The sequence below is a fragment of the Methylomonas sp. DH-1 genome, from assembly GCF_046097555.1.
In the GTDB taxonomy this organism is placed as follows: Bacteria; Pseudomonadota; Gammaproteobacteria; order Methylococcales; family Methylomonadaceae; genus Methylomonas; species Methylomonas koyamae.
This window is the reverse complement of sequence record NZ_CP143089.1, coordinates 2,886,857-2,912,195: the sequence shown is the minus strand read 5'-3', so window position 1 is coordinate 2,912,195 and position 25,339 is coordinate 2,886,857. Positions and strand designations below refer to the sequence as shown.

Genomic DNA, 25,339 nt, shown 5'->3' with positions numbered 1-25,339 from the left:
CTATACAATGGCGACTTCACTTGACTCAGCCGAGGTGGTGAAATTGGTAGACGCGCTAGCTTCAGGTGCTAGTGGGGGTAACCCCGTGGAGGTTCAAGTCCTCTCCTCGGCACCATTTATTTTTCACAAGTAAATGGTCTTTTTTCTGCAAAGTTCTTATCCTTTTATCTATATGGCTTACCCTTGTCAGGGTATTGACCATTCTGAGTTCACCAGCAAATAAATTTTGGATTTTCGCTTTCGCCATGGCTCATAGCGTTTGTCGGCCTATGTCTGTCAAATTGGCTCGACCGCTGTTCGGAATCTATTGGGAGCGGATTGGACGTGCGGATTATTTCAATTCGGCGAGTAGTTGCCCTGTCATCCGGGTAGCTTGGTTTAGGTAGCTGGAGCCGAACAGATTTAGATGATTCAGTATGTGGTAAAGGTTGTATAAGGTCTTACGGACTGGGTAACCCGCATCCAGCCGGTAGTGCGCTTGGTAGCCCGCATAAAATTCCCGGCCGAAACCGCCGAACAATTCGGTCATGGCGATGTCCGCTTCGCGGTCGCCGTAGTAGCTGGCCGGATCGAACATCACCGGCTTTCCCTGGCTATCGGCCGCAGCGTTGCCGCCCCATAAATCGCCATGCAACATGGAAGGGTGGGGCCGATAGTCGCCGAACAGACCGTCCAGGCGATCTAATAATTGTTCGCCCTGGTTTTGCAAAGCGCCGCAATAGCCGTTCTCGGCGGCAAATTGCAATTGTTTGCCTAGACGCTGGTCGCGCCAAAACTCCACCCAATCACGATAACGCGGATTGTATTGCGGGGTTGAGCCTATGGTGTTGTCAATTTTCCAACCGAAATAAGCTTGCGGTTGGCGGTGCATGCAGGCAAGTTGTTCGCCGAATAGCGCGGCGGCATCGGAGGACAAGGAGCGCAGCTCGATGTGCTCCAAAACCAAATAAGCGTAATGCTGATGCTGGCCGTGGCAGACCACATTCGGGATGCGAATTGCGCCGATGGCGGCGAATTCGGTTAAGCCGGCTGCTTCGGCGGCAAACATGTCGGCCAATTCCGCTCGGTTAACTTTGATAAACCAGTCGATACCCTGGCTCTGCAGTCGGTAAGCGGAATTGATGTCGCCGCCGCCGAGACTCGTCAGGCGAGATTGTTTCAGCGTATGGCCGGTGGTTTGCGCCAGATGTTGAATTAAACCTTGCAACCGGTCCGGCATCGGCAATTCCTTATTTTCCCCAGCTATCGCGTAATGTAACGGTGCGGTTGAAAACCAGCTTTTCGGGTTGGCTATCGACGTAATCTGGATAAAAATAGCCGGTACGTTCGAATTGGTAGCGCGTGTCCGGTAGCGGATTGGCCAAGCTGGCTTCCAGCCGGCAGTCGCTGAGAATTTCCAGCGAGTTGGGATTGATGCCGTCCAGGAAATTATCCAACGTGTCCGGATTGGGATGGCTAAACAGGCGGTCGTATAACCGCAGTTCTGCCGGGATGGAGTGTGCCTCGGATACCCAATGGATCACGCCTTTGACTTTCCGGCCTTCCGGGTTTTTGCCCAAGGTTGCCGGGTCGTAGCTGCAGACCAGTTCGACAACGTTGCCGGAACTGCCTTTGATTACCTCGTCGCATTTGATCACATAGGAGCCGCGCAAGCGGACTTCGCCGCCCGGTACCAGGCGTTTAAAGTCTTTGGGCGGGTTTTCCATGAAGTCGTCTTGTTCGATCAAAATGACTTTGCCGAATGGTACTTCGCGGCTACCCATTTCCGGTTTTTGCGGATGGTTGGCAATCTGATAGGTTTCGGTTTTGCCGTCTTCCCAATTGCTGATGGTGACTTTCAGTGGCCTCAACACCGCCATGGCGCGCGGTGCTCGTTCGTTCAAGTCTTCGCGGATACAGTTTTCCAGTACGCCCATTTCGATCCAGGAATCGTTTTTGGTTACGCCGATCCGTTCGCAGAAATCCCGAATCGCTTCCGGAGTGAAGCCGGCGCGGCGCAGGCCGGAAATGGTCGGCATCCGCGGATCGTCCCAGCCGGAAACGTGTTTTTCGGTAACCAATTGCAGCAGTTTGCGCTTGCTGACAATGGTGTATTCCAATTGCAGGCGGGCAAATTCGATTTGCTGCGGGTGGCTGGGCGTGTTCAATTTGTCCAACACCCAGTCGTACAGCGGCCGATGGTCCTCGAATTCCAGCGTGCAGATCGAATGAGTGATGCCTTCCAGCATGTCCGATAAGCAATGGGTGTAGTCGTACATCGGATAGATGCACCAAGCGTCGCCGGTGCGGTGGTGGTGAACCCGGCGGATGCGGTAAATCACCGGGTCGCGCATATTAATGTTAGGCGATGCCATGTCGATTTTGGCGCGCAAGACATATTGGCCATCGGCGAATTCGCCGGCGCGCATGCGCTGGAACAAATCCAGATTTTCATCGACGCTACGGTTCCGGTCCCGGCTTTCTTTGCCGGGCTGGGTTAGCGTGCCGCGGTCCTGGCGCATTTGTTCCGCGCTTGAGCTGTCTACGTAAGCGTCGCCTTGTTTGATCAATTGCACCGCATAGTCGTAGAGCTGTTCGAAATAATCCGAGGCGTGAAATTTGCCGGCCCATTTGAAGCCCAGCCAAGCGACATCGCGCTCGATCGATTCCATATATTCGATACTTTCCTTTTCCGGATTGGTATCGTCGAAGCGCAGGTTGCAGGTTCCGTTGTTTTCCAAAGCCAGCGTGAAATTCAGACAGATCGATTTGGCATGGCCGATATGCAAATAGCCGTTGGGTTCAGGGGGGAAGCGGGTGGCAACCTTGCCGTTGTTTTTGTTGGACGCCAAATCGGCGGCAATAATATGGCGAATGAAATTAGGCGCGGCGGTGCTGTTATCGTTGGCGGACATGTTCGGTTAGGGGCTGAAGTTTTAGATTTTTTGCGAGAACGCCGGTAAAGCGGGCGGCCTTCCATTTTAACGAGTTTGCTGCGAACCCGTAAAGGCGGATGAAAGCCGGGATAAAAGGCGGAAAAGCGGCTTAATTGTTTGATCTGCAATGAACTTGTTAAATTATTAGCACTCTTGGGTAACGAGTGCTAGAATTCAGCCATGTCTAATTTTTCAGAAGAGTCGAGGGTGATATGAGTAACAGCTTGGCTTTACCTATCAATTTATCGGTTGGGACGTTTGATTCATATTTAAGTTTGATTGCGCAGATGCCCAAGCTCAGCGCCGAGCAGGAACAGGATCTCGCGTTGCGTTACCGCGATCGCGGCGATTTGGAAGCCGCCCGCGAGCTGGTGATGTCCAACTTGCGATTTGTCGTGCACGTGGCGCGAGGATATTCGGGATACGGTTTACCGATGGCGGATATCGTTCAGGAAGGGAATATCGGATTGATGAAGGCAGTCAAAAGATTCGACCCCGATATGGGTGTGCGCTTGGTGTCGTTCGCGGTGCATTGGATTAAAGCCGAAATCCACGAATTCGTAATCCGTAACTGGCGTATCGTCAAGGTGGCGACAACCAAAGCGCAACGTAAGTTGTTTTTCAATTTACGTAAATTCAAAAAAGAACTGAGCTATCTGACGCGGGAAGACGCCGAAGCGATTGCCCAAAATCTGGATGTAGACGTCAAAACCGTCTATGAGATGGAGCGGCGTTTGGATGGGCGAGACGTGGGATTGGAGCCTACCGGCGACGACGGCGAGGACCAGGTTCAGGCGCCGATTGCATACCTTGAGCAACACGGCGCGGATCCGGCTTTAATGCTCGAAGCTAGCGATTGGGAAGGCCGCAAGGAAGCGTTGTTGATGGATGCAATGGCCGGATTGGACGAAAGGAGCCGGGATATCTTGTCCAGCCGCTGGTTGGTCGAAGAAAAAGCGACTTTGCACGAACTTGCCGACCGTTACCAGGTCTCCGCTGAGCGCATCCGCCAGCTTGAACAAAATGCGATGAAGAAGCTCAGAGCCGCAGTGACGCTTGAGGCATGATAAAAAAACCATTTGCTATTGCTGAAAATTTCAGTATAATGACAACTTCTTTGCCGGGGTGGTGAAACTGGTAGACGCGCCGGATTCAAAATCCGGTTCCCGCGAGGGAGTGTCGGTTCGATTCCGACCCTCGGTACCACCTACTCTTCCAGAGTAGACCAAAGAAATCCAAGAACCCGCAAGCTACATGGCTTAGCGGGTTTTTTATTGTCCAAAGAAGACCAACGAAATGCAGTAACAACTTGCATTTTTTGCAGTAACTTTTACAGTAACTCAAAAGTCAGTAACAAAAGTTACTGCTTTTCTGCTGCAAAGTTACTGTAAAAATCGGGGGTTTAAGTGGCAAAACAACTACTTAAAGATATTTCGGTTCGCAATGCGAAACCAGCAGACAAGGATATTCGTCTAAACGATGGTTCCGGGCTGTATTTGCTGGTTAAGATCAACGGCGCCAAGTGGTGGCGTTTCGATTACTCCATCGATGGTCGCCGAAAAACCATTTCTCTCGGCGTCTATCCAGCAACCAGCTTGGCCGATGCCAGGCGTAAAGCCGATGAAGCCCGAGCACTCGTGGCGAATGGCGTAGATCCAAGTGATAACCGAAAAGCCGACAAGGCCGCGAGAAAAGAAGCTGTTGAACAGGATAAGCGCCTCGATGCCGGCCTGCCGCTGATCAACAGCTTCGAATACGTCACCCGAGATTGGCTGGCGTCGACTGCTCACACTGTCCGCGACATTACCCAGCAAAAGAAACAGCGCCGCTTCGAGTTGTATGTATTCCCGGCGATGGGACGAATGCCAATTGGCGACGTGAGGTCGCCGGATGTGTTCGCCATCGTGCGTCCGCTGATCCTGAAAAACCAACTGGAAACTGCTCACCGGGTGAGATCGGACATTAGCGGCGCGTTTGCCTACGCTATTGCCCACGGCTTTACCGACTACGATCCGGCTCAAGCCGTAGGCGCTCAGATCCCCGCTCAGAAAGTCACTCACAACGCCGCGATTACCGATCCCAAAGCGGTCGGCCAATTGCTGCGCGACATCGCCCATTATCAAGGCACCTTTGTTGTGCAGACCGCGCTAAGGTTGTCGCCTTACCTGTTCCAACGGCCTGGCGAAATTCGGCAGATGGAATGGAAAGACGTCGATCTTGCCGCCAGAGAATGGCGTTACTTCGTCACCAAAACCGAAGTGCAACACATCGTGCCGCTGTCGCGCCAGGCGGTGGAGATATTGGAATCCATCAAACCTTTAACCGGCGTCGGCCAGTACGTGTTTCCGTCCAGCCGTGGCGACGGTCGGCCCATGTCGGACGGCACCGTCCGCACCGCGCTGAAGTCGTTAGGTTACGAAAAAGACGTGATGAGCGCCCACGGTTTCAGAACTACGGCGTCGACCTTGCTCAACGAACAAGGCTGGTCGCCGGACGCGATCGAGCGGCAACTGTGCCACATGCCCAAGGATCAAGTCCGCGCCGCCTATAACCGGGCGCAATACCTGGACGAACGGCGGCGGATGATGCAGAGCTGGGCGGATTATTTGGATGGTCTGAGGGTTGGGGCTGATGTGATTCCGTTTAAACGAGTAGTTGCTTAGGTTAATGCCAAGACCAAGGAATACATTTAGCGATGGTAAAGGCGGAATTCGTAAAAAACGATTCCCGGTTTTTGCTCACTGGGTTGGCGATGAGGCAAAACCTTCTGACCGTGATCTTGATCCAGGCTTGGCCGCAATTGTGCAACGAGAAAGAGCTTGGCGCTATTTAATAGAGTTGATGCCTAGTCAACAGGATGTGCGCTACACATTAAATGCACTTGCAAAACTGGACGACGAAAAGCTGCCGTTGGCAGTTCGAAAGATCGATGATGTAACGAGAGTGCGGTTGGTCACCGGTGCTTATTTATACTGGAAACAACATTTTGGCGCGATCGAGGTTATCCCTGATTGGCTTGATATAGAGGATCATGCGCCGATTTTGATAAGGAAATTCATTGAAATTGCTATCCCAACAATTCCAGCCAAAGTTGGGCGGCCAAAGACATTCAATCGTGATGTTGAGTTCGCACTAGTATTGGCTAGGTACTGGCAAGGAAAGCATCACAAGAAGCCAAGCGTTGTTAAATGGGGTGATAAGGAAACGCCTTTCATGAAATGGGCAGCCGATATATTTACCCGCGCTGGAATCTCCAAGCCCAGTTCGTCACATTCTCATATTTACGATATTTTTCGAAATGCAATCAATAGCTTATAAGGTGGGGTAATTTTCCAGCCTTATGTAGATAAATTCCAATCTTAAAAAATAGGCGTCAATTGTTCAACAAAGCCCAAAGGAGGCTTGACAATGGCACCGAAAACCGCAAACGCGCAAAGCGCGACAAATAAACCCAACCGCAAACCGCGAAACAAAATCACCTACACCCCGGCACCGTTACCGGCTGAAGGCTTCGTAAGATTGCCTTCAATCATTGCGGTGCTCGGCATATCGAAAAACACGTTTCTCAACGGCGTCAAAGCGGGCAAATATCCGAAGGGAACGCTGTTGACTGCGCGTTGCCGTGTTTGGCCTGTCGCCGACATTCGAGCGCTTCTCGAAAGCCTGAGTGGTGGCGCCAATGGTTAATTCATATCAACCTCGGGCGAGCAGTCGCGATGCAAGCAATCCGCCCCGTACTCGCCGCCTGGCCGGTCCGCCTGCTCAATTCTGCAACTGCATAGCCTGCGGCGGCCACGTCAAAGCCAATCGGATTGACCCTACTGGTCGCTGCCCTGACTGCCGGGCTCTTGTTGGTTTGGCGATTGGGCTAGACGCCTATCGGCGCGTTCATGGGAGGCGATCATGATGGAAACCGTTCGTCCAGAAAACCTTGGCCTCGCGTTAGGGTTAATCAACGCTTTCGCCGCCGAGCATGTCGATATGTCGGCCGGCGGTATTCAGCAAATTTTGGCCGCTAAGCAGTTGCCCAGCGACTTGGATGCAATCCGCTTGGTGAGGCCTGTCGGTATGCTGCTTGGTCCCGCGAAAATCAATGCGCTATTGGCGCATTTAACCGCGGTGCCTTTCGAAGTGAGGGCGGTGTCATGAGGCGCGAAAGCTATGCATGTATTGAAGACGCCGCCGTCGAGTGCTGCCGAGAGGTCGGTATTACCTGGAAGCGGGTCGCGCATGACGATTTATTTCATCGCGTGCCGGTGATCGAGGCGCGTTCGTCCGGCAACCGCGATGGCGCTATCCAAATCACAACGGACGGCCAGCGGGTCCAAGCCTTCAATTTTAAAACCGGCAAAAAATCCATGCGTTTTTTGAATGGCAAGGGGTTGGACTCGATTTCTTCCGAGGAGCTGCTCCGGATCGAAGAGGAACGCCGGCAGCGGGCCGAAGAATTGGCCGGACAGCACGACCGGAAAGCCGGAATCGCAGAGCACCAGTTCTGGCGTGCCAAGCCTTGGCCGTTCGAGCCGACCGGCTACTTGCAGCGTAAGCAATTGCCATCGGCTTACTGCGCCAGGCTGGCCCGATTCGATAGGCGCGTTAAATGTCTGGATGGCGAAGTTCGCCGATTGACGGTTGCCAAAACCTTGCTGGTACCGGTGTGGAACAAGGCCGGCAAGATACGCAACGTGCAAACCATATTCGACGAGGCTCCCGAACAACTCCAGCGTGATAAAACTTTTTTGTACGGCGCCGAGATATCCGGCTGCTTTTGCCGGATCGGTGCGCCGAGTCCGACCGTTTTTCTAACAGAAGGCTTTGCCGACGCCGCTGCCGTGCATACCGATACCAAGCGGCGGGCTTACTGCGCGTTTTCCGCCGGCAATCTGCCGGCCGTGGCACAAGTCATACGCGATTTACATCCGGAAGCCGAAATCATCGTCGTCGGCGATAACGATGCCATCGGGATCGAGAAAGCCAACCAAGCCGCGGCGCTGGTCGGCGGCTCGGTCTGGTTTCCGCCCGAACCGCATAAGGATTACGCCGACTATTACCTGGCACAAAGGAGGGTGAACGATGAGCGGGGATAGCAAGGTTGTGGAGATCCAGAAAGCCGCAAAAAAGCCGAGGCCAACGGCCAAGAAGACCGGCGGCGGTGGCGGTGGTGTTGGCGGCTCCGGTGCCGATAAAGAGCATCGGTTCGGGGCCTACACCATCAAAAACGGCTGCTTTATCCAGCTTAAACCCACGTCCACCAAGGACGGCGGCTTTTCCGAGGTCGAAATTGTTTTGACCGACTTCACGTGCCGGATTCTGGAGGAAATCACCAGCGACGACGGCTTAACCGAATCCAATTATTTACGGATCGAAGGCAAGCGGGCCGATGGGCTGCCGTTGCCGGCGGTGGAGGTGCTGACCAAAAGCTTTTTCAGCAGCCAGGCCAACTGGATCGGCGAGAGCTGGGGAACGTTGGCTTTTCTGTATCCGGGGCCTGCCAAGAAAGACAATCTCAGGGCGGCGATTCAGCTCTATTCGGCTATCGACGGCGACCCGCCGCGGCGTCGGGTTTACAAGTACACGGGTTGGAAACGGATCGGAGAGGCCTGGCACTATTTGACCGGGTCGGGCGCTATCACGGCCGCCGGTCTGGTCGATAGCGTTCAAGTCGATTTGGGCGCCGGCCACATGGCCCGCTACAGCTTGCCCGCGCCATTGGCTCCGGATGCCATCAAACAGGCCGCCAGCGCCGCCTTGGGGTTGTTGGAAGTGACGCCGGCCCGGCCGCACGTCGGCGCCGCGTTGTTGTGTGCGGTAGCGCGGGCGCCGCTCGGGGAATGCCTGCCAACCGACTTTGCCATCTGGGCGCATGGTTTAACCGGCTCGCGTAAGTCGGCGCTGGTGGCGATTGCGCAAGCGTTCTTTGGCGATTTCGGCAGCGGCCGGACCTTTCCTGCGAATTGGAGCGACTCCGTTAATGATGCCGAGATGAAGGGCCACCAGGCTAAAGATGCCTTGTACACCATTGACGATTTCAAGCCTTCGGTATCGCAAGCCGAAGTGGCCAAGCTGCACGCGATGGCCGAGCGCTTAATCCGTGGAGTCGGTAACCAGTCTGGCCGGGGGCGCCGCGATGCCAACATGAGCGCCAAAGCGGCGCCGCATTGTCGGGCGTTGATGGTGGTCACGGCTGAGGACTTGCCACGCGGCCAATCGTTGCTCGGTCGATTGTTGGTGTTGGAACTAGGCCGGGCCGACGTGGATAACGCGGTTTTGTCGAGACTGCAAGACGCCGCCCGCTTCGGCTGGTTTTCCGGGTTGATGACAGCCTATTTGCAATGGCTGTGCGGGCGTATGGATCGGCTTAAAACCGAATTCCCGGCGGCAGTGCTGGCGCTGCGGGATGGCGCGATTCGAGAAGGTTTCGCCGCCTCGCATCCGCGGGCGTCCGAGATTTACGGCAACTTGCTGGCCGGATTCGAAACATTCTTGGAATTTATCGATGATGCCGGCGCCATCACCAGCGAACAGGCCAACGTGTTGTTGGCGTCGGTCGAAACCAGTTTGCGGGATGCCTTCGCCGAGCAAGGCGATTACCAGCGGGAACAAGACGAGTGCCGCCGCTTCTTCGAGCTGTTGCGGGCGGCGCTCGCCTCGGGTAATTGCCACATTGCCAACCGAATCAGTCAAGGACCGCCAGCGAACAAGCCCCACGCTTACGGCTGGCGCGATGCAGGATCTGACGCTGTTGGCGACCGCCAGTATAACGCAATGGGCGATTGTATCGGCTGGCATAGCGAAGGCGTTGGCAATCATCCGGCCGAGGTTTGGCTACAGCCGGATGCGGCTTTCAAGGTGGCCCAAGACTTTGCCCGCCGGCAGGGCGATTCGTTCTTATTGTCCGCGCCGTCGCTCTGGCGCCGGTTATGTGATCGAGGGTTACTGCTCAAGACCGAGCCGGACAATAAAAGCGGCAAGCCCCGGCCGACGGTTAAGCGCGTGGTGAACAATGCCCAGTCGGTGCGGGTGATGGTCATCAATGCCGAGCTCTTGGTCGAAACATTTACCGCCGAATCGTCCAAGCCCGATGCTGGCTAAAACCGTAACCCGCGCCCGATTACTGACCGCCAAGAGGTGGCTGTGGTCGGGCGCTTTGCTATTGCGGCTCGGTTGCCTTGGAAAAAATATAAGGGGGGCTTATATGAATTTTACGGGGAATTCGGGGAGATATGCTTCTATCCCTTATGCCTCAAGGCTTTCAGGCTCCCCGTTAGGTTAAATCTGTTGGGGATTCTCCACAAAAAACCGGGGAACGCTCTTGGCTGATTATCTGTTCATTTTTTGATCGAGGTGCCGCGTTCGGCGCCGGACGGGCCGACTCCCCTGGAAATTGCTGGGGAGTTCCCCGTGTTTTTGAAGGTGTTCGGGAGCTTGTAAGCCGCGCCGGCTCTGGGCTTGAGGCGTGTCTCCCCGAAAACCCCAGATTCAAAACATAAGAGAGGGTAGAGATATTTGGTGATGGTGTTGGCTTGATGAAGGTCGGCGCCGATATTACCGGCCGCCCCGGTCAAGGGGGGGTAGGGGCTGGTAATCCCTGGGACCTTAGTGGTGTAGACCCGTTCGCGAGCAACACTTTTTGTGCGGGTTTTTCCAATTGAAAAAGCCCACGGGCCTGGAGTTATCCACATTCGTAATCGATTCGAATCTGGGTGAATTTCACCCCGCGCCGAGGGGGTAGGGGGTGAAATTCCTTCAAGCCTATGGCCCTAGACCGCTCACGACTAGACACGTGCAGCGCCGCGAGTTTTGAAGGGGGGGTATATCGACAGGAATCGGGCATCTGGCTTGTTTTCTTGTGGATAACCCAATCAGGCCACGCGCCGCCACCCGCTTGGCGTCGTCCGGTCGGGCGCGGGGTGGTTTGTTGGTTGGTGCTGGTCGAGTGTTGCGGCCGGCGTCGATGTTGGTTGTATTTGGCCGCCGCCACCGATGCTGGCGTTATCGCTGGGCACGGGGTTGGCGGTGAGTTACTAAATTTGGGAGTGTTGAGTATGTTGAATGTTGTCGCAGAGCCGGTTTATCTGTGCCGGCCGTTAAGCCTGGCCGAAATGACGGCTGAACAAATGCAATTGGCCGCGGATCAGTTGCGAGAGTTCGCTGTGGGCGAACTGGCTTTTATCGAACGCGAGTTGGCCGAAATTGGCCCGCTGCGTGCCGATACCTTCACCGACTGGGAGCGCAAGCAGACGAAGCTGGCGGAGATCCAGGCTGAAAAATGGCGCTGGCTAGGCTTTGCGCAGGGATCTGAGATGTTTGTCGCCACCGAATGGCCCTGGGGTTATTTGGAAGCGCGGCGAAATGCACCAAGGCCGGTGAATAAGAAAAATAAGCCAGAATGCCAAGATACCTGGAGGGATAAAGCCCGTGAAATCGGCAGGAATTGGATGCTCGAACAAGAACAACGGTTTGGAGAAAGGCCGAGCCGTGAGGCTATTGCAGAGCGTTTAGAGGGGATGCTTTTTGAACTCAAAATTTACGGACCACGCGGGCCGCTCACAGCGGAAAATATTCTCCGAGAGGCACTGATTGGTATTACCAAAGATTAATCATGCGGGGATATTTCCCCTGTTGGCTTCCCCTGGCGGGGGAAAATTCCCCTTATTTATTATGACCTCCATGCTGGTCGCTGCTCTGGTGGCAGCGTTCAAGTGCGATTCTTACTGTTGGAGGTCTATTCATGAATTACGTCGTAAACAAAATAATCGCCGGTTTAAAAATCTCGAAACCGGACCGTGTCGAATTAAATAAATTTCTTGATCGCCCGGATATTCAAAAAATATTGAACGGCGATGAGGCCGACCGAATAGCGCGCAGTCGCGAATTGATTGCCAAAAAAGCCGAGTTGCCTACCGCGTTTAAAAAAGCCAAGGCCGAAGCCGAAAAAATCGCTGCTGCGGCCGCTGCCCGATTTGACGCGGCGGAAGCCGAGTTCTACGCCGCCAGAAAGGCGCGAACCGAAGCTTGGCTGGTTACAGGTGGCATCGATCACAGGCTCGGCATGGAAATCAAAGCGATCGACGAGGAATTGCGGGCCGCGGCCGATCCAAGGCTGAACGAGTATCGCGCAGAAATCGGTAACCTAGAGTCTCGCGCCAGGGTTGCCGATCAATACTGGATGGCCAAAGAAGAACGCGAAACTGAGGCGATGTTCGGCAGTAGAAAATACGTTGTCGATGTATTGGCGAACAATATGGAAGACGTTGAAGCCGCCAGGGAGGCGCTGGCGAAGACGAGAACTGACCTTGACGCGATGCAACTGGCAGCCATGACCACCGCCGAAGTCACTGCCGCATTGCGCCAAATGACTGATGACCTGATTCCTGTGCTTCGCAAGCTCGACGGCATGAATCCGCCTTGGCTGGACGAATTCAACGAAGTTCGCCCGCCAAACCAAGACGGCAGCCCCGCTTACCCGCATCCGCTTGATGCACCGCAGTATTAATTTCCCCGCAACCTTTGAAAAGGAAAAAACCATGCTTACCCCCAAAATTACCTTAACCAACGACGACAGAAATCAAACCGCCCATATCGACGCCGGCCCCGACAAAATCATGCTTCTGAAACCCGGCCAATCGGTAGAAATCGAACTTAATCCAAAATACGGCTGCTCAGTGCGCATTGCTGAAGTGGGCGAGAAGTTCTTCGGCGAAACTGCTTAATGCCCTGCCGCCCGGCTCGATTATTGGCGCCGGGCGGCTCTTTATGGAGTCAAACTCATGGATCCATTCATAGACTTAACCGCTCCAATGGCTTGCGATCCCTATCAACTGCAAACCATGGCGGCGATCACCGCCAAAACCCTAACCGCTGGCCGTTTTAATGTCGCTGCTGCCGCGCAGCGTACCCAGTCCGCCGCTAAAACCATTGGCGCCACCGCAGTTATCCCGTTGTACGGCTGGCTGCATCCTCGCGGCAACATCCGCGCTGCCAGTGTGCTGCTGAACCGTTACCTGGCGTTTGACGATGTGAAAACCATCGTGATCGAAATCGATTCCTTGGGCGGCTCGGCTTACGGCGTGCAGGAGCTAGCCGACGAGGTGTATCGGGCCCGCAGTAAAAAACGTGTGGTCGCTATTGCCAACAGCGTGGCCGTCTCGGGCGCCTACTGGATCGGCAGCCAGGCCGGCGAATTTTACGTCACGCCATCCGGCGAAGTCGGCGGCATCGGCATTTACAAGCTGCATGAAAACATCGGCAAGGCGCTGGAACAGGAAGGCGTGAAAATGACACTGGTCAGTGCCGGCGAATATAAGACCGAAGGTAACCCGTTCGAACCGCTGACCAAAGAGGGTAAGCGATTCCTGCAAAGCAGCGTCGACGTTGTCTATCGCCGATTTGTCGATTCCGTTGCTCGTGGCCGGGGTAAACCGGCTAAATCGGTCACGCAAGGCATGGGCCGGGGGCGCATTGTTGGTGCCGAAGATGCCGTTAAACTCGGCATGGCCGACGGCGTTAAGTCGTTCGCGCAACTACTGGACGGCCGTTCTACCATCGGGCAAACGCCAGCCTCACGGCGGGCCATGTTGGCTTTGATGCATTAGGAGATCCCACGATGAAACGCAACTATTCCATCATCGATCCCGACGGCCGGCTGTTGTCGCGCTTGGACATTAAACCTACCGGCGATGGCCACGAACTGGACGTGTCTTTCGACAGTAATTTCCGCCGAGCATTGACCGTTAAAAAACTCGGTCAAGCCCGGAACACGCACGACATGCTAAGGCAAGCATTTCCGGAGCGGGCCTTCGTTGTCGTGCAAATCAGCCAGCGGCGCGGCCAGTATGTGGTGGATGTGCCCGGCGAAGATCCACCGGCCTGGATGGCCAAAGCCATCGAAAGCCTCGGTGGCGTACTTACCGCTTGAATAAAGGCAAGGAGACAATCATGTCAAAAGAATTTGAATTAAAGGCCCTCATCACCGCCGTCGACAAGCTGTCGCCGACGTTAAAAGCCATGACCAAAAACCTGAATGTGTTTAAGCGTCATCTTAATATCATTGGCCAGGGGGCGCCGTTGTTCGGCGCCGGCTTTGCCGCCTCGCTGGCTATACCGGCCAAAGCCTTCGCCGACATGGAAAACGCCGGCGTCGCATTGAAAAACGTGCTGATGGACAAAAACGGCGTGTCGGCCGGCTTCGAAAAACTGAACAAGGTCGCCATGCAGTTGGGCACCCAATTACCGGGCAACACCGCCGATTTTCAGCGCATGGGGACCATAATGAAATCCAACAGCATGGATACCAATACCCTGATCGACGGCGGTTTAAAAGCGGCGGCTTATCTCGGCGTTGCCACCAAGGAGCTGGGCGAGACTTACGATACGTCGGCATTGGGAATCGCCAAAATCTCCAACGTGTTCGGCGTCGCCAACAAAGATTTCATCGCCCTGGCCGACACCATGCAGCGCGCCCGTCACATCGGCGTCGGCTTCGAAGACTTCACTTCGGCCATGTCCAAGGCCGGCGGTCCGTTGAAGGCTTTGAAAGTGCAAGGCATTGGCGTGGCCAACGCCTTGGCGCCGATGGTGGCCTTACTGACCCAAGCCGGCATTGATCCCAGCGAAGCCGGTACCGGCATCAAGGAAATGATTTCAGCCGCGGCTCGCGCCGGCAAGTTCACCACGGTCGAAAATCTGGTGAAAGATATCGAGAAGATGGGGAAACTCAATCCGGCCAAACTGTTTGCCACCTTCGAGAAGACCTTCGGCAAAGAGCATGCATCCAAAGCCATGGTGATGGCAGCCGGCGGATATTGGAAAATGGCGAAGACGTTTGCCGAACAAGGCGATGTGTACCAACGGGTCAACAACTCGCTCGGTACCTTAACCAACACCATCGAAACGCTCGGAGGCGCCCTGGAAAATACCCAGGCTCAACTGGGTGGCACCTACGCGGCGCAAATCAAGCTGCTGTCCGGATCGTTAAACGATCTGGTCGAGAAGCTGGGCCAATTCATCAACCAGCACCCGAAAAGTGTCATGACCGCCATCAAGATGACCGGCGCCTTTGTCGGCCTGAAAGTGGCGGCCTGGGGCTTGGCCGCCGGTGTCGGCGTACTGACCACCGCCTTGAAAATGAACCCGTTAATGCTGTTGGCGCAAGCCGCCATCATCGCGACACCGCTGATTGTCGATAACTTCGACAAAATCAAAGCGGCGGCGGAGGGAGTCACCAAGTCGATGATCGACATTCTCAAGCAGATTAACGACAACGAAACCTTAAAAGCCATCGGTAGCGTGCCGCTGTATCTTGGCCGATCCGTCGGCAAATTACTGCCCGATTTGCCGGATTTATCGGCGCCGGTCGGCCCCGGCATGCGTCCGCCCGGCTATCAAAAACAAAGCCTGATAGGCGGCAGTCGCGGTGCTGTCGATGTCCGGGTTAGTTTCGACAACGCGCCGCCCGGTACCCGCATCGCACCGGTACAAACCAGCGGCATCGCCCGAGCCAACGCGGTAGATGTTGGGTATCGCACCATCGGGACGGGTTACGGTATTTGATTCCTGCACACCATCCAGGCCGCCGGCAGCTTGCCGGCGGCCATTCGATTAAACCATTGTTGATTCGGAGAACTAGACATGGGATCACGTGGACCCAAAAAAATGCCAGACAACGTTCGAATTCTGACCGGTAACCGAGGCAAAAGACCGTTGACCAACAACGGGGGGATGATCGCGCTAGATATCGAGGCACCGGATTGCCCGGCGCACCTTTCCGCCGAGGCGAAAAAAGAATGGAAGCGCATCACGCCAGAGCTTTTAAAAATGCGAGTGTTAACTAAAATCGACCGGGCTGCACTCGAAAGTTATTGCGAAAATTACGCGCTTTGGGTGCGTGCTTGTATGGCTATCAACGCGCTGCAGAAAAGGCACAAAGACGACGACGGCGCCGGTCTGATCGACCTGACACCCAATGGTTTTAAACAAATGTCCGTCTGGTTGCAGATTCGAAACCGGGCTTCTCAAGACATGCGTTCGGCCGCCGCCGAGTTTGGTATGTCGCCGGCTAACCGCGTCAAGATCCAGGAGGCCCAAGTACCTGAGCAGAACGACTTATTCCAAGACGACAAGCCCGATCCCGAAAGATTCTTTGGCGGCCATCGATCATCAACCTAAAAACGGAGACAAAGCATGCCACACTGGCAGCGCGCCGGCTTTTTCAGCTACGGCGACTATTGGCGATCGAGACAATCGCAAACCAAGCCCAAAAAATAATTGACATCCCCATACACTGGCGGGCAGAATGATTCCGCCAGTTCACAGACTGGCACCGGGCGTCGAAACTCGGTCTAGCAATGGCGCAAAGTCGCCGCATTCATCGCGGTTTTTTTACGCCCAAAATTTACGCAGTATTACTGCGTCTACATTATGGCGGACTGTCTGGGCAGCGTTCGGCGCTGGCCGGCTCCATTGCCCGGTTTTCGACCCCATTCAGTCCGTCGCCCAATAGCGTCGAAACTATCGGCGGCGGTTTATCGATCTGCAATGGAGTAACCGCTATGAATACTCAAGCCCTGGGCAACGTCCGCCCAATCACCACCCATTCCGAAATATTAAAAATTCTCGGCCAGCGCTTCGAACTGTTGAAAAACGGCTACGCTGCGTTTTCTGCTTACCTTTCCGCACCGATCAAGAACGATGGCGATCAGCTTTTTTCCAGCATCGTCGAAGAGGTGGCCAAGCTTCAATGGTTATCCTTTGGCGTATCCGAAACCATTACCGACCTTTCCCTGGCGCTAAGTCCCGACAACAGCGCGACCGCTGAAGAATCGGCGGACGATGCTATGGAGCGCTTTTTTCGACAAATCGCCGAACAGGATGCCGAACGGCAAACGGTTACGACGGTTGGCCTGCCGGCGCTGACCCGGCTGGCCGCCGTTGCCGAGCGAGACACCGGCCAGGCCGGCACCGTCCGCGCTTTTTTGCTGAGCCTGTATAACGGCTATCGCTTCCCCTTCAATCTGACCAAGCTGAGAGGCTTGGATAAAGCCCTGTTCGACGATTGCCTTGCTGTGCTGGCGTTGGATGCCCGCGCTACCGCGAAAGAAATCCATCATTACCTGGACAACGGCGACGAATGTTTTCAGCGCTGGGCGCAAGGAGGTGCGGAATGAGCAACACACCTAACGCAGCCAACGCCATCCGTATGCTGTTCGACCATTGCCATGAGACCCTGCCGATTGATAGCTTAAAGTGGCTGAGCGGCCTGGATTCCGCCGCCGAGCTGGAGGCGGATAATATCGCGGCAACCTTAAACAGCCTGGCAAATGTCTTATCCGCAGACGACAAAGCCGCCACGCCCGGAAACGATAGCCTGGCGTTGATTCTGTGGGGGTTGGCCAGCCGGGCGGAAACCGTCGCCATGTTGATTCATATCAGTGGCGAGGCCGCCTATCTTGCAGGTAAGAAAGCTGCGGGAGCCGAAGCCGCCGAGACAGCCAGGGGAGGCGAACAATGAGCGCCCGTTATTCGATTTTTCGCCGTCTGGATGGTAGTGAATTACTGGCGTTAAAAAGCAAAGCTACTGCCATTTCAGACGCCAGCTACGCTATCGACGCTTGCTCGAGGCTGTTGATGGCCTTTATTGATGATGACGACAGCGAAGGCGATATGTCGTCGGATATCAAAAGCAACTATGTACGCGCCGGCTTGATTCATGCCGTATTGATCGCCGCGAGGCGCCTGGATGACGTTGGCGACTATATTCACGAACAGATCGCCAACGCAGAGCAGCCAACGCAGAGCAGGGAGGAAGGCAATGAGCATTGATAACGCATTGTGTCCGGCCCAGCAAGCCAAAGCGGTGTTGGATCTCGTGATGGCCGAGCTTGCCAAATGCGATTTAGACGACGCGGTGGTGTTTTCGCTCTATTCGGTATCGGATAACCTTGATCGGCTGCTTCACGAATTGGGCGAAATTCGCGAGGCGGATAACGCGCTGTTCATGGCCCTGACTCGGCGCGGCATTTACGATGAAGTGATGGCGGAATGCACCGGCTGCAAACCGGAGCCGGACCGGTTGTCCGCGGCTGGCCGCTTGTGGGTGCCGCTCGCCGCCGGCGACGCCGGGGAGGTGAAGCCATGAGTATCGAATACTTGAATGCTGCCTTCCAGGTTCGTTTGATGGGGGCCACTAAAGCGGTGTTGGTCGCCCTGGCGGATCGTGTCAACCGGGCCGGTTATTGCGTCGCATCGCTGGACGATATCGCGCTGCGGGCCGGGTGTTCGCCGCGCAGCGCCATCCGCGCCGTCGGCGAGCTGGAAGCGCTGGGCCTGGTGGTTGTCGTGCGCGATCCCGGCCGGGCCAATCGCTACCTGTTGATGGTCGAAAAGTTCTCAACAACCAGTGACACCAGGTCGCCGGATTTGCCGGAGATACCAACAACCCGTGACACGTCGTCACCAGAGGAAGTTATCCACACCGGTGACACTGTGACAAAAACCAGTGACATTTCAGCAAAAACCCGTGACACCATGTCATACAAACCATATAACCAAAATAACCATAACGTGCGTGCGCGCGAGGGTGGTGCCGTCCACAGCCGGGCGGCGTCGCCTTCGTCCGGGCAACCGCCGGGCCGAAGCCGGCACGTGGGCTTGTCGGCGGCCGCCTCTGGCGCTGCGCCGCCTTGTCCGCAATCGCAACGCCTAAAGCCGGCGATCAGCCGCGAGCTAACCCATATCCGGGCCTTACTGCTGGATAACCGACCAATCAGGAGCGAAAGCCATGACTGAACATGCCGAAAAAGCCAACGAAGTAGTGCCGGACTTTTCCCACAGAATTGACATGAATTTTTACGAAAGCCTGATGTACACGCTCCGACGTGTGCAAGGGCTGGCCGATATGATGGAGGTCGCCGGCGAAGAGGATCGCCGCGGTTCTTTAGGGCCGGATACCATCCGGGCCGTTTCGCACGCCATCCGTATGGAAGCTGCCGATGCTAAGGTTATGTTGGAGGCGTGGCGGGGTGGTTGGCGCTGATGGGGCCTTTGGATAGGGTAAAAGCTATAAATGCAGTAACTTTTGCAGTAACTTTTTGAAGTCTGGATTTTGTGTTTTGATTTTATTGAATAATTTCAATAAATCGATTCCGACCCTCGTACCATCTACTCTTTTAGAGTAGTCCAAAGAAGACTAAAAACCTGCAAGCCGCCTGGCTTAGCGGGTTTTTTATTGCCCAACGAAATGCAACAAAATGCAGGGGCATACACCAAAAGTAGTGACACGTTTAGTGACACGGAGTAAATTTAGGTCCAACCGTATCACTTCCGTATCACTCTTGGTGTCACTCCATGGCTAAGAATATCAACAAAGACGCGGTCTACAGAGCGGCAAAGCCTAAAGAAAAAGACTACACCATCAACGACGGCGAATGTCTTGCGCTCTTGGTCAAAGCTAACGGTTCCAAACTTTGGCGTTTCATCTACCGGTTCGGTGGAAAACAGAATCGACTGGGATTCGGCTCTTATCCGGAAACGTCACTAGAAAGCGCCCGCCGCAAAGCCGAGTCCGCCCGCGAACAAATTGCCAACGGCATAGATCCCGGCTCAATTCGAAAACAGGAAAAGGCCGACAACCAACAAGCCACCGAAGCTAAAAAGCGCCTCGATGCCGGCCTGCCGCTGATCAACAGCTTCGAATACGTCACCCGAGATTGGCTGGCGTCGACTGCTCACACTGTCCGCGACATTACCCAGCAAAAGAAACAGCGCCGGTTCGAGTTGTATGTATTCCCGGAGATCGGGCGAATGCCAATTGGCGGAGTGAGGTCTCCGGATGTGTTCGCCCTCGTGCGTCCGCTGATCCTGAAAAACCAACTGGAAACTGCTCACCGGGTGAGGTCGGACATTAGCGGCGCGTTTGCCTACGCGAGGGTGTAAGAATTTTTGTGTAAACGGCCATTAGGCAGGAAACTGCCCTTACTTTGAGGAGTAACTATGACCTTACCAAAATCCATCCCAACCGAACTGATCGACAGCTTGCTGTCAGGCTATCAAAAACCCGAAGACCTGTTGGGTGAAAACGGTCTTCTGAAACAACTGACCAAGGCCCTGGTGGAGCGGGCTTTAGAAGCTGAAATGACCGAACATCTCGGTCATGGCAAGCATGAAGCTGTCGGCAATCCTACCGGCAACACCCGCAATGGCAAGAGCCGGAAAACCCTGAAAGGCGACTTTGGCGAGTTGCCGATTGAGATTCCTCGGGATCGTCATGGCCACTTTGAGCCGCAAATCATTGGCAAACACCAATCCCGTTGGACGGGCTTTGACGACAAGATCATTTCGCTCTATGCCCGAGGTCTGACGGTCAGGGAAATCCAGAGCCATCTGGAAGAACTGTATGGCACTGAAGTTTCACCCACCTTGATCTCCTCGGTGACGGATGCCGTGATAGAAGAAGTCAAAGCCTGGCAATTGCGGCCGCTTGATCCGGTTTACCCCATCGTTTATCTCGATTGTATCCATGTCAAAGTGCGCGATACCGGTGCCGTGCGCGTCAAGGCCGTTTATCTGGCCATTGGGATTAACCTGCAAGGAGAGAAGGAAGTGCTGGGCTTATGGATCGCCCAAACCGAAGGGGCCAAGTTTTGGTTACAGGTCGTGACAGACCTGAAGAATCGCGGCGTGCAAGACATCTTCATTGCCTGTGTCGATGGCTTGAAAGGCTTTCCCGAAGCGATTGAAACCGTCTATCCACAGGCTGCCGTCCAACTGTGTATCGTCCACCTAGTCCGCAACAGCCTGAACTATGTCAGTTGGAAAATGCGCAAACAGATCGCCGGCGATCTCAAGCGAATATACCAATCAGCCAGCGTCGTTGAAGCAGAGCAACGACTGGCTGAGTTCGAGACGCAGTGGAACGAGGCCTACCCACCGATTGGCCAGATTTGGAGACGGAATTGGGATAGGATTATCCCTTTTTTCGACTATCCAACTGAAATACGTCGCATCATTTACACGACCAATGCCATCGAGTCCGTGAATATGAGTCTGCGGAAAATCACCAAAAATCGCGGCTCATTTCCCAGTGATGAAGCCTTGTCGAAATTGTTCTATTTAGCCCTGATGAATATCAGTAAAAAATGGACCATGCCGTTGCATGACTGGAAAGCTGCTTTGAATCGGTTTAGCATTCAGTTTGAAGACAGGATGCCCAATCGATAATTAAATCCCGTTTACACAAAATTCAGGACACCCTCGCCTACGCCATTGCCCACGGCTTTACCGACTACGATCCGGCGCAAGCCGTCGGCGCTCAGATCACCGCTCAGAAAGTCACTCACAACGCCGCGATTACCGATCCCAAAGCGGTCGGCCAATTGCTGCGCGACATCGCCCATTATCAAGGCACCTTTGTTGTGCAGACCGCGCTAAGGTTGTCGCCTTACCTGTTCCAACGGCCTGGCGATATTCGGCAGATGGAATGGAAAGACGTCGATCTTGCCGCCAGAGAATGGCGTTACTTCGTCACCAAAACCGAAGTGCAACACATCTTGCCGCTGTCGCGCCAGGCGGTGGAGATATTGGAATCCATCAAACCTTTAACCGGCGTCGGCCAGTACGTGTTTCCGTCCAGCCGTGGCGACGGTCGGCCCATGTCGGACGGCACCGTCCGCACCGCGCTGAAGTCGTTAGGTTACGAAAAAGACGTGATGAGCGCCCACGGTTTCAGAACTACGGCGTCGACCTTGCTCAACGAACAAGGCTGGTCGCCGGACGCTATCGAGCGGCAACTTTGCCACATGCCCAAGGATCAAGTCCGCGCGGCCTATAACCGGGCGCAATATTTGGACGAACGGCGGCGGATGATGCAAAGCTGGGCGGATTATTTGGATGGTTTAAAAGCGGGGGCTGAGGTTATCCCATTTAAGCGAGTTGTTTGATGCGAACATTTACAGCCTGTATTGAGTATGAGCAATCAGCTCTTGGCGGTGAGGATAATCCTTTTATTCTTGTAAACGAGCAAACATTGGATCTGGTTACAACTAGGTCATTAGTAATCTGGGATGCGGCCAGAAATGCAGATTCGATAATAATATTTAAGCGGATGGCCCGGCGTTGGTGGATTCACGCCGCTCAACATTCTGAGAATGAGCATGTCAAAGCGGTTCAAAAGATATTCTTTGGTGCTATTGCTGATGGTGTATCAAAGGACAATGCCGAAAAAATGGCGTTTTTTCGGCCGGTTGGTAAATGTAAACCGTTATTAGAAATGAAAGTGATGTTCACATTTCACGAATTGAAATCTGAGTATCCGTTAGAAAGTGATATTGCATTATTTCACCGTGTTTATCGTAAGCTTAGAAAGGATGGCGTTCAAAGCTGGATGAATGTCAAAAAAATTTACCAAGGAGCCAAAGGACGATACGTGTTTTGATTTGCTGAGGTTCCTTAATGATCGCAAACCAAATCCTTTCTGTGAACTGATCCAAAGTGACACCAAAATTCTAATTAGTGGCAATGTCGCCATAAAATTAATACCGTGGAATCAATAACTTGTTAAAAGCTGTAAACTTGAAAAAATCACTATATTTTTTGTAATTTATTGAATTAATTGTGTTTTTGTGGGGTTTTTCTAGCGGAGCAAGATAACAGAATCCAATAATAAAGTGCCTAGCAGGCTGGTGAAAAACTCGAAAAGCCAAGTAGGCTAAGGCATAGATGAGCCGCCAACTGTTAAAATAGGCTACCTAAATTTGGAGCCTTTCAATGCGCGGACACGATGCCATTCAAAGTAGCTGGTTCAGCTACGTTAGCCTGGAAGAACGTATTCCCAAACAGCATCCGTTGCGTCGTTTACGTCTACTCGTCGATGGCGTATTGGCCTCTATGAATGCCGTCTTTGCCGAGCGTTACTCGCACACTGGCCGCCCGTCGATTGCGCCCGAAAAACTGCTGCGCGCCTTGCTGTTGCAAGTGCTGTACACCGTTCGTAGCGAACGCCAGTTGATGGAACAGCTGGACTACAACCTGCTGTTTCGCTGGTTTGTCGGTCTGGGCATCGACGATGCTGTCTGGGAACGCAGCGTGTTCAGCGCCAACCGCGAACGGCTGCTGTCCGAAGCGCTGAGTCGCGAATTTTTTGAGCGGGTACTGGCCATAGCCGAATGGCAAAACCTGGTGTCCGACGAACACTTCAGTGTCGACGGCAGCCTCATTGAAGCCTGGGCCTCGCACAAAAGCTTCGTTAAGAAAGACGGCAGCGGCCCGGACAAACCCGCCGGCCGCAATCCCGAGGTCGACTTCAGCGGCGAAAAGCGCAGCAACGCCACCCACCAAAGCACGACAGACCCGGAAGCGCGGCTCTACAAGAAAGGCGAATACACCGAGGCCAAACTGCGTTACATCACCCATGCCTTGTCCGAGAATCGCAACGGCCTGATTGTCGATGTCGAAACCACTCAAGCCACCGGCACCGCCGAAATCGAAGCCGCGCAAACAATGATCAAACGCCGTGTGCCCAAAGGCGGTAGCGTCGGTGCCGACAAGGGCTATGACCAACCGGCGTTCGTCAACGGACTCAACACCCAAGACATCAAGGCCCATGTGGCCCGCAAAAAGACCGGCAGTGCCGTCGATGGCCGCACCGCTCGCGGCAAAGCGTACGCCCAAAGCCTCAAGCGCCGCAAAATCGTCGAAGAAGCCTTTGGCTGGGTCAAAACGGTCGGCGGCCTGCGCAAAACCCGTCACATCGGCTTAGCCAAAGTCGCTGGCCAAGCCTTGTTTTGCTTTGCCGCCTACAACCTGACGCGCTTGCTCAACCTATTGGTGTTCACGCCGAAACCGGCGTGGAGTGCGCCCACCTAGGGCGAAGTGCGCCTGAAAACCGTCCAAAGACGGCTTCAGGCGAATAAAAAGCCCTTGAAACAGGGGCAAAACGCTTGAAACTCGATGTCATGACCGATTTCAACACGAAAAAATCACGGAAACCGTGGGTAAGGGGAAATATCAGTGGGTTTTTCACCAGCCTGCTAGCGAATTGTTCAACAAAGCCCAAAGGAGGCTTGGCAATGGCACAGAAACCCGCAAACGCGCAAAGCGCGACAAATAAAACCAACCGCAAACCGCGAAACAAAATCACCTACACCCCGGCACCGTTACCGGCTGAAGGCTTCGTAAGACTGCCTTCAATCATTGCGGTGCTCGGCATATCGAGAAACACGTTTCTCAATGGCGTCAAAGCGGGCAAATATCCGAAGGGAACGCTGCTGACCTCGCGTTGCCGCGTTTGGCCTGTCACCGACATTCGAGCGCTTCTCGAAAGCCTGAGTGGTGGCGCCAATGGTTAATTCATATCAACCTCGGGCGAGCATTCGCGATGCAAGTAATCCGCCCCGCACTCGCCGCCTGGCCGGTCCGCCTGTTCAATTCTGCAACTGCATAGCCTGCGGCGGCCACGTCAAAGCCAATCGGATTGACCATGCTGGCCGCTGCCCGGATTGCCGAAGCCTTTTTAGCTTGGCGGTTGGGCTTGACGCCTATCGGCGCTCACGTGGGGGGCGATCATGATGGAAACCGCTCGTCCAGAAAATCTTGGCCTCGCGTTAGGGTTAATCGCCGCTTTCGGCGCCGAGCATGTCGATATGTCGGCCGGCGGTATTCAGCAAGTTTTGACCGCCAAACAGTTGCCCAGCGACTTGGATGCAATCCGCTTGGTGAGGCCTGCCGGTATGCTGCTTGGCCCCGCGAAAATCAATGCGCTATTGGCGCATTTACCCTCATACCACGGGCATACAGCGAAATGATCTTGTCGTCAAAACCTGTCCAGCGCGTTTACCCAAAGGGCACAAGTGATGTTTAGCGACGATTTGCGGCTCGAAGCAGCCATGGCGGTCCCGAGGATCTCAATCGGCAATTCGCCGAAGTCGCCTTTGAGGGTTTTCCGGCTTTTGCCATTACGCGCATTGCCGCTGGGATTGGTGACGGCTTCGTGCTTGGCATGGCTCAGATGTTCAGTCATTTCAGGTTCCAACGCACGTTCGACCAGCGCCTTGGTTAATTGCTTCAACAGGCCGTTTTCGCCAATCAGGTCTTCGGGTTTTTGATAACTCGATAGCAAGGAATCGAGCAACTCGGTAGGGATGGATTTTGATACGGTCATTGTTTCTCCTTGTAAGGAACGGCAGTTTTCCGCCTAATGGTCGTTTACACAAAAATTCTTACACCCTCCAAATATCCCGCAAAACTCCATCCCGACAAGTCCCAAATCTTCCGGTATAGTCCCGTAACCCATTCCAGAATAATTATTTCCTTCTCAGAAGTGGACGAGTCAGGGCTGCCGAAGGTATAAGCGCGAGCATGCAATTTCTACTGCCGGTTTGAATACTGGTATTCGAAAAAAATCGGCGTTCACAGGGGCGACTATTTGGTGT

30 protein-coding genes, 2 tRNA genes and 1 pseudogene are annotated in these 25,339 nt (G+C 54.3%); 29 read left to right on the top strand and 4 right to left on the bottom strand.

Annotation, left to right across the window (positions count from 1 at the left end; genetic code table 11):
- Nucleotides 1-28 precede the first annotated feature (28 nt).
- Nucleotides 29-115: transfer RNA gene (locus VXJ35_RS13335), tRNA-Leu, on the top strand.
- Between the two features lie 216 nt (nucleotides 116-331).
- Here the strand turns inward: VXJ35_RS13335 and VXJ35_RS13330 are convergent.
- Both VXJ35_RS13330 and VXJ35_RS13325 read right to left on the bottom strand, forming a co-directional pair.
- Entirely contained in the window at nucleotides 332-1,219 is an 888-nt protein-coding gene (locus tag VXJ35_RS13330; RefSeq protein WP_064021931.1) for a fructosamine kinase family protein, read from the bottom strand.
- A gap of 10 nt (nucleotides 1,220-1,229) precedes the next feature.
- Complete coding sequence (locus tag VXJ35_RS13325; protein WP_064021930.1) at nucleotides 1,230-2,894, bottom strand: glutamine--tRNA ligase/YqeY domain fusion protein; 1,665 nt, start codon at nucleotides 2,892-2,894, stop codon at nucleotides 1,230-1,232.
- Nucleotides 2,895-3,127: 233 nt separating this feature from the next.
- Here VXJ35_RS13325 and rpoH point away from each other — a divergent pair, with 233 nt between their 5' ends.
- The 23 genes from rpoH (at nucleotide 3,128) to VXJ35_RS13210 (ending at nucleotide 21,131) form a co-directional block, all read left to right on the top strand.
- On the top strand, nucleotides 3,128-3,982 hold the full coding sequence (gene rpoH, locus VXJ35_RS13320; RefSeq protein ID WP_054760542.1) for an RNA polymerase sigma factor RpoH: 855 nt from the start codon (nucleotides 3,128-3,130) through the stop codon (nucleotides 3,980-3,982).
- A gap of 52 nt (nucleotides 3,983-4,034) precedes the next feature.
- A tRNA-Leu gene (locus VXJ35_RS13315) sits at nucleotides 4,035-4,121 on the top strand.
- A 200-nt stretch (nucleotides 4,122-4,321) separates the two neighbouring features.
- The gene (locus VXJ35_RS13310; RefSeq protein WP_064021929.1) at nucleotides 4,322-5,578 is read left to right on the top strand and encodes an integrase arm-type DNA-binding domain-containing protein; all 1,257 of its coding nucleotides are present in this window, start codon (nucleotides 4,322-4,324) and stop codon (nucleotides 5,576-5,578) included.
- 4 nt (nucleotides 5,579-5,582) lie between these two features.
- Nucleotides 5,583-6,233 (top strand): hypothetical protein, encoded by a 651-nt coding sequence (locus VXJ35_RS13305; RefSeq protein ID WP_157198184.1) that lies wholly within the window; start codon nucleotides 5,583-5,585, stop codon nucleotides 6,231-6,233.
- 90 nt (nucleotides 6,234-6,323) lie between these two features.
- Entirely contained in the window at nucleotides 6,324-6,602 is a 279-nt protein-coding gene (locus VXJ35_RS13300; RefSeq protein WP_157198183.1) for an AlpA family transcriptional regulator, read from the top strand.
- A gap of 216 nt (nucleotides 6,603-6,818) precedes the next feature.
- Nucleotides 6,819-7,064 (top strand): hypothetical protein, encoded by a 246-nt coding sequence (locus tag VXJ35_RS13295; RefSeq protein ID WP_064021927.1) that lies wholly within the window; start codon nucleotides 6,819-6,821, stop codon nucleotides 7,062-7,064.
- Complete coding sequence (locus VXJ35_RS13290) at nucleotides 7,061-8,002, top strand: toprim domain-containing protein (protein WP_064021926.1); 942 nt, start codon at nucleotides 7,061-7,063, stop codon at nucleotides 8,000-8,002. Before VXJ35_RS13295 ends, VXJ35_RS13290 begins: the two co-directional genes overlap by 4 nt.
- Nucleotides 7,989-10,007 (top strand): hypothetical protein, encoded by a 2,019-nt coding sequence (locus tag VXJ35_RS13285; RefSeq protein WP_064021925.1) that lies wholly within the window; start codon nucleotides 7,989-7,991, stop codon nucleotides 10,005-10,007. Before VXJ35_RS13290 ends, VXJ35_RS13285 begins: the two co-directional genes overlap by 14 nt.
- Before the next feature lie 953 nt (nucleotides 10,008-10,960).
- Nucleotides 10,961-11,515: a hypothetical protein gene (locus VXJ35_RS13280; protein WP_157198182.1), complete on the top strand. Its 555-nt coding sequence runs from the start codon at nucleotides 10,961-10,963 to the stop codon at nucleotides 11,513-11,515.
- Between the two features lie 233 nt (nucleotides 11,516-11,748).
- Nucleotides 11,749-12,411 (top strand): hypothetical protein, encoded by a 663-nt coding sequence (locus VXJ35_RS13275; RefSeq protein ID WP_408953913.1) that lies wholly within the window; start codon nucleotides 11,749-11,751, stop codon nucleotides 12,409-12,411.
- Nucleotides 12,412-12,442: 31 nt separating this feature from the next.
- Nucleotides 12,443-12,628 carry a hypothetical protein gene (locus VXJ35_RS13270; protein ID WP_157198180.1) on the top strand — a complete coding sequence of 62 codons (186 nt, stop codon included), beginning with the start codon at nucleotides 12,443-12,445 and terminating at the stop codon, nucleotides 12,626-12,628.
- Nucleotides 12,629-12,685: 57 nt separating this feature from the next.
- On the top strand, nucleotides 12,686-13,510 hold the full coding sequence (locus VXJ35_RS13265; protein ID WP_064021919.1) for a S49 family peptidase: 825 nt from the start codon (nucleotides 12,686-12,688) through the stop codon (nucleotides 13,508-13,510).
- 11 nt (nucleotides 13,511-13,521) lie between these two features.
- Complete coding sequence (locus tag VXJ35_RS13260; RefSeq protein ID WP_064021918.1) at nucleotides 13,522-13,833, top strand: hypothetical protein; 312 nt, start codon at nucleotides 13,522-13,524, stop codon at nucleotides 13,831-13,833.
- Nucleotides 13,834-13,853: 20 nt separating this feature from the next.
- On the top strand, nucleotides 13,854-15,467 hold the full coding sequence (locus VXJ35_RS13255) for a phage tail tape measure protein (RefSeq protein ID WP_064021917.1): 1,614 nt from the start codon (nucleotides 13,854-13,856) through the stop codon (nucleotides 15,465-15,467).
- 102 nt (nucleotides 15,468-15,569) lie between these two features.
- Nucleotides 15,570-16,082: a phage terminase small subunit P27 family gene (locus VXJ35_RS13250; protein ID WP_064021916.1), complete on the top strand. Its 513-nt coding sequence runs from the start codon at nucleotides 15,570-15,572 to the stop codon at nucleotides 16,080-16,082.
- 383 nt (nucleotides 16,083-16,465) lie between these two features.
- Nucleotides 16,466-17,080: a hypothetical protein gene (locus VXJ35_RS13245; protein ID WP_197495830.1), complete on the top strand. Its 615-nt coding sequence runs from the start codon at nucleotides 16,466-16,468 to the stop codon at nucleotides 17,078-17,080.
- Nucleotides 17,077-17,424 carry a hypothetical protein gene (locus tag VXJ35_RS13240; RefSeq protein ID WP_064021915.1) on the top strand — a complete coding sequence of 116 codons (348 nt, stop codon included), beginning with the start codon at nucleotides 17,077-17,079 and terminating at the stop codon, nucleotides 17,422-17,424. Before VXJ35_RS13245 ends, VXJ35_RS13240 begins: the two co-directional genes overlap by 4 nt.
- Nucleotides 17,421-17,735, top strand: coding sequence for a hypothetical protein (locus VXJ35_RS13235; RefSeq protein WP_064021914.1), 315 nt, complete (start codon nucleotides 17,421-17,423; stop codon nucleotides 17,733-17,735). The genes VXJ35_RS13240 and VXJ35_RS13235 overlap by 4 nt, the downstream gene beginning before the upstream one ends.
- Nucleotides 17,725-18,051: a hypothetical protein gene (locus VXJ35_RS13230; protein ID WP_064021913.1), complete on the top strand. Its 327-nt coding sequence runs from the start codon at nucleotides 17,725-17,727 to the stop codon at nucleotides 18,049-18,051. Before VXJ35_RS13235 ends, VXJ35_RS13230 begins: the two co-directional genes overlap by 11 nt.
- Nucleotides 18,048-18,701, top strand: coding sequence for a helix-turn-helix domain-containing protein (locus VXJ35_RS13225; RefSeq protein ID WP_408953912.1), 654 nt, complete (start codon nucleotides 18,048-18,050; stop codon nucleotides 18,699-18,701). The genes VXJ35_RS13230 and VXJ35_RS13225 overlap by 4 nt, the downstream gene beginning before the upstream one ends.
- Nucleotides 18,694-18,948, top strand: coding sequence for a hypothetical protein (locus tag VXJ35_RS13220; RefSeq protein ID WP_064021911.1), 255 nt, complete (start codon nucleotides 18,694-18,696; stop codon nucleotides 18,946-18,948). The genes VXJ35_RS13225 and VXJ35_RS13220 overlap by 8 nt, the downstream gene beginning before the upstream one ends.
- Before the next feature lie 311 nt (nucleotides 18,949-19,259).
- Complete coding sequence (locus tag VXJ35_RS13215; protein ID WP_064021910.1) at nucleotides 19,260-19,847, top strand: integrase arm-type DNA-binding domain-containing protein; 588 nt, start codon at nucleotides 19,260-19,262, stop codon at nucleotides 19,845-19,847.
- A gap of 57 nt (nucleotides 19,848-19,904) precedes the next feature.
- Entirely contained in the window at nucleotides 19,905-21,131 is a 1,227-nt protein-coding gene (locus VXJ35_RS13210; RefSeq protein ID WP_064020593.1) for an IS256 family transposase, read from the top strand.
- 11 nt (nucleotides 21,132-21,142) lie between these two features.
- Here the strand turns inward: VXJ35_RS13210 and VXJ35_RS13205 are convergent, their stop codons facing one another.
- Nucleotides 21,143-21,307 carry a hypothetical protein gene (locus VXJ35_RS13205; RefSeq protein WP_231914748.1) on the bottom strand — a complete coding sequence of 55 codons (165 nt, stop codon included), beginning with the start codon at nucleotides 21,305-21,307 and terminating at the stop codon, nucleotides 21,143-21,145.
- A gap of 18 nt (nucleotides 21,308-21,325) precedes the next feature.
- Between VXJ35_RS13205 and VXJ35_RS13200 the strand changes: the two genes are divergently transcribed.
- From VXJ35_RS13200 to VXJ35_RS13180, 5 genes are all read left to right on the top strand, one after another.
- Nucleotides 21,326-21,850 (top strand): site-specific integrase, encoded by a 525-nt coding sequence (locus VXJ35_RS13200; protein ID WP_231914747.1) that lies wholly within the window; start codon nucleotides 21,326-21,328, stop codon nucleotides 21,848-21,850.
- The gene (locus VXJ35_RS13195; RefSeq protein ID WP_064021909.1) at nucleotides 21,850-22,344 is read left to right on the top strand and encodes a hypothetical protein; all 495 of its coding nucleotides are present in this window, start codon (nucleotides 21,850-21,852) and stop codon (nucleotides 22,342-22,344) included. The genes VXJ35_RS13200 and VXJ35_RS13195 overlap by 1 nt, the downstream gene beginning before the upstream one ends.
- Before the next feature lie 332 nt (nucleotides 22,345-22,676).
- Nucleotides 22,677-23,774, top strand: a complete 1,098-nt coding sequence (locus tag VXJ35_RS13190; RefSeq protein WP_064021908.1) for an IS5 family transposase — start codon at nucleotides 22,677-22,679, stop codon at nucleotides 23,772-23,774.
- Between the two features lie 74 nt (nucleotides 23,775-23,848).
- Nucleotides 23,849-24,256, top strand: a complete 408-nt coding sequence (locus VXJ35_RS13185) for an AlpA family transcriptional regulator (RefSeq protein WP_231914746.1) — start codon at nucleotides 23,849-23,851, stop codon at nucleotides 24,254-24,256.
- 216 nt (nucleotides 24,257-24,472) lie between these two features.
- Nucleotides 24,473-24,712 (top strand): hypothetical protein, encoded by a 240-nt coding sequence (locus VXJ35_RS13180; protein WP_064021907.1) that lies wholly within the window; start codon nucleotides 24,473-24,475, stop codon nucleotides 24,710-24,712.
- Here the strand turns inward: VXJ35_RS13180 and VXJ35_RS13175 are convergent.
- Nucleotides 24,663-25,068: pseudogene (locus VXJ35_RS13175) on the bottom strand (transposase); the annotation flags it as partial. The gene VXJ35_RS13180 and the pseudogene VXJ35_RS13175 overlap by 50 nt on opposite strands.
- Nucleotides 25,069-25,339 lie beyond the last annotated feature (271 nt).

What these genes read in the sequence shown, in the direction of transcription:
- VXJ35_RS13290 (WP_064021926.1), top strand. Translation starts at nt 7,061, where the DNA reads ATGAGGCGCGAAAGCTATGCATGTATTGAAGACGCCGCCGTCGAGTGC.
- VXJ35_RS13210 (WP_064020593.1), top strand. Translation starts at nt 19,905, where the DNA reads ATGACCTTACCAAAATCCATCCCAACCGAACTGATCGACAGCTTGCTG.
- VXJ35_RS13300 (WP_157198183.1), top strand. Translation starts at nt 6,324, where the DNA reads ATGGCACCGAAAACCGCAAACGCGCAAAGCGCGACAAATAAACCCAAC.
- VXJ35_RS13255 (WP_064021917.1), top strand. Translation starts at nt 13,854, where the DNA reads ATGTCAAAAGAATTTGAATTAAAGGCCCTCATCACCGCCGTCGACAAG.
- VXJ35_RS13195 (WP_064021909.1), top strand. Translation starts at nt 21,850, where the DNA reads ATGCGAACATTTACAGCCTGTATTGAGTATGAGCAATCAGCTCTTGGC.
- VXJ35_RS13250 (WP_064021916.1), top strand. Translation starts at nt 15,570, where the DNA reads ATGCCAGACAACGTTCGAATTCTGACCGGTAACCGAGGCAAAAGACCG.
- VXJ35_RS13205 (WP_231914748.1), bottom strand. Translation starts at nt 21,307, where the DNA reads ATGGGCGATGTCGCGCAGCAATTGGCCGACCGCTTTGGGATCGGTAAT.
- rpoH (WP_054760542.1), top strand. Translation starts at nt 3,128, where the DNA reads ATGAGTAACAGCTTGGCTTTACCTATCAATTTATCGGTTGGGACGTTT.
- VXJ35_RS13215 (WP_064021910.1), top strand. Translation starts at nt 19,260, where the DNA reads ATGGCTAAGAATATCAACAAAGACGCGGTCTACAGAGCGGCAAAGCCT.
- VXJ35_RS13280 (WP_157198182.1), top strand. Translation starts at nt 10,961, where the DNA reads ATGTTGAATGTTGTCGCAGAGCCGGTTTATCTGTGCCGGCCGTTAAGC.
- VXJ35_RS13285 (WP_064021925.1), top strand. Translation starts at nt 7,989, where the DNA reads ATGAGCGGGGATAGCAAGGTTGTGGAGATCCAGAAAGCCGCAAAAAAG.
- VXJ35_RS13260 (WP_064021918.1), top strand. Translation starts at nt 13,522, where the DNA reads ATGAAACGCAACTATTCCATCATCGATCCCGACGGCCGGCTGTTGTCG.
- VXJ35_RS13190 (WP_064021908.1), top strand. Translation starts at nt 22,677, where the DNA reads ATGCGCGGACACGATGCCATTCAAAGTAGCTGGTTCAGCTACGTTAGC.
- VXJ35_RS13225 (WP_408953912.1), top strand. Translation starts at nt 18,048, where the DNA reads ATGAGTATCGAATACTTGAATGCTGCCTTCCAGGTTCGTTTGATGGGG.
- VXJ35_RS13230 (WP_064021913.1), top strand. Translation starts at nt 17,725, where the DNA reads ATGAGCATTGATAACGCATTGTGTCCGGCCCAGCAAGCCAAAGCGGTG.
- VXJ35_RS13235 (WP_064021914.1), top strand. Translation starts at nt 17,421, where the DNA reads ATGAGCGCCCGTTATTCGATTTTTCGCCGTCTGGATGGTAGTGAATTA.
- VXJ35_RS13305 (WP_157198184.1), top strand. Translation starts at nt 5,583, where the DNA reads ATGCCAAGACCAAGGAATACATTTAGCGATGGTAAAGGCGGAATTCGT.
- VXJ35_RS13220 (WP_064021911.1), top strand. Translation starts at nt 18,694, where the DNA reads ATGACTGAACATGCCGAAAAAGCCAACGAAGTAGTGCCGGACTTTTCC.
- VXJ35_RS13330 (WP_064021931.1), bottom strand. Translation starts at nt 1,219, where the DNA reads ATGCCGGACCGGTTGCAAGGTTTAATTCAACATCTGGCGCAAACCACC.
- VXJ35_RS13325 (WP_064021930.1), bottom strand. Translation starts at nt 2,894, where the DNA reads ATGTCCGCCAACGATAACAGCACCGCCGCGCCTAATTTCATTCGCCAT.
- VXJ35_RS13245 (WP_197495830.1), top strand. Translation starts at nt 16,466, where the DNA reads ATGAATACTCAAGCCCTGGGCAACGTCCGCCCAATCACCACCCATTCC.
- VXJ35_RS13295 (WP_064021927.1), top strand. Translation starts at nt 6,819, where the DNA reads ATGATGGAAACCGTTCGTCCAGAAAACCTTGGCCTCGCGTTAGGGTTA.
- VXJ35_RS13265 (WP_064021919.1), top strand. Translation starts at nt 12,686, where the DNA reads ATGGATCCATTCATAGACTTAACCGCTCCAATGGCTTGCGATCCCTAT.
- VXJ35_RS13240 (WP_064021915.1), top strand. Translation starts at nt 17,077, where the DNA reads ATGAGCAACACACCTAACGCAGCCAACGCCATCCGTATGCTGTTCGAC.
- VXJ35_RS13270 (WP_157198180.1), top strand. Translation starts at nt 12,443, where the DNA reads ATGCTTACCCCCAAAATTACCTTAACCAACGACGACAGAAATCAAACC.
- VXJ35_RS13180 (WP_064021907.1), top strand. Translation starts at nt 24,473, where the DNA reads ATGATGGAAACCGCTCGTCCAGAAAATCTTGGCCTCGCGTTAGGGTTA.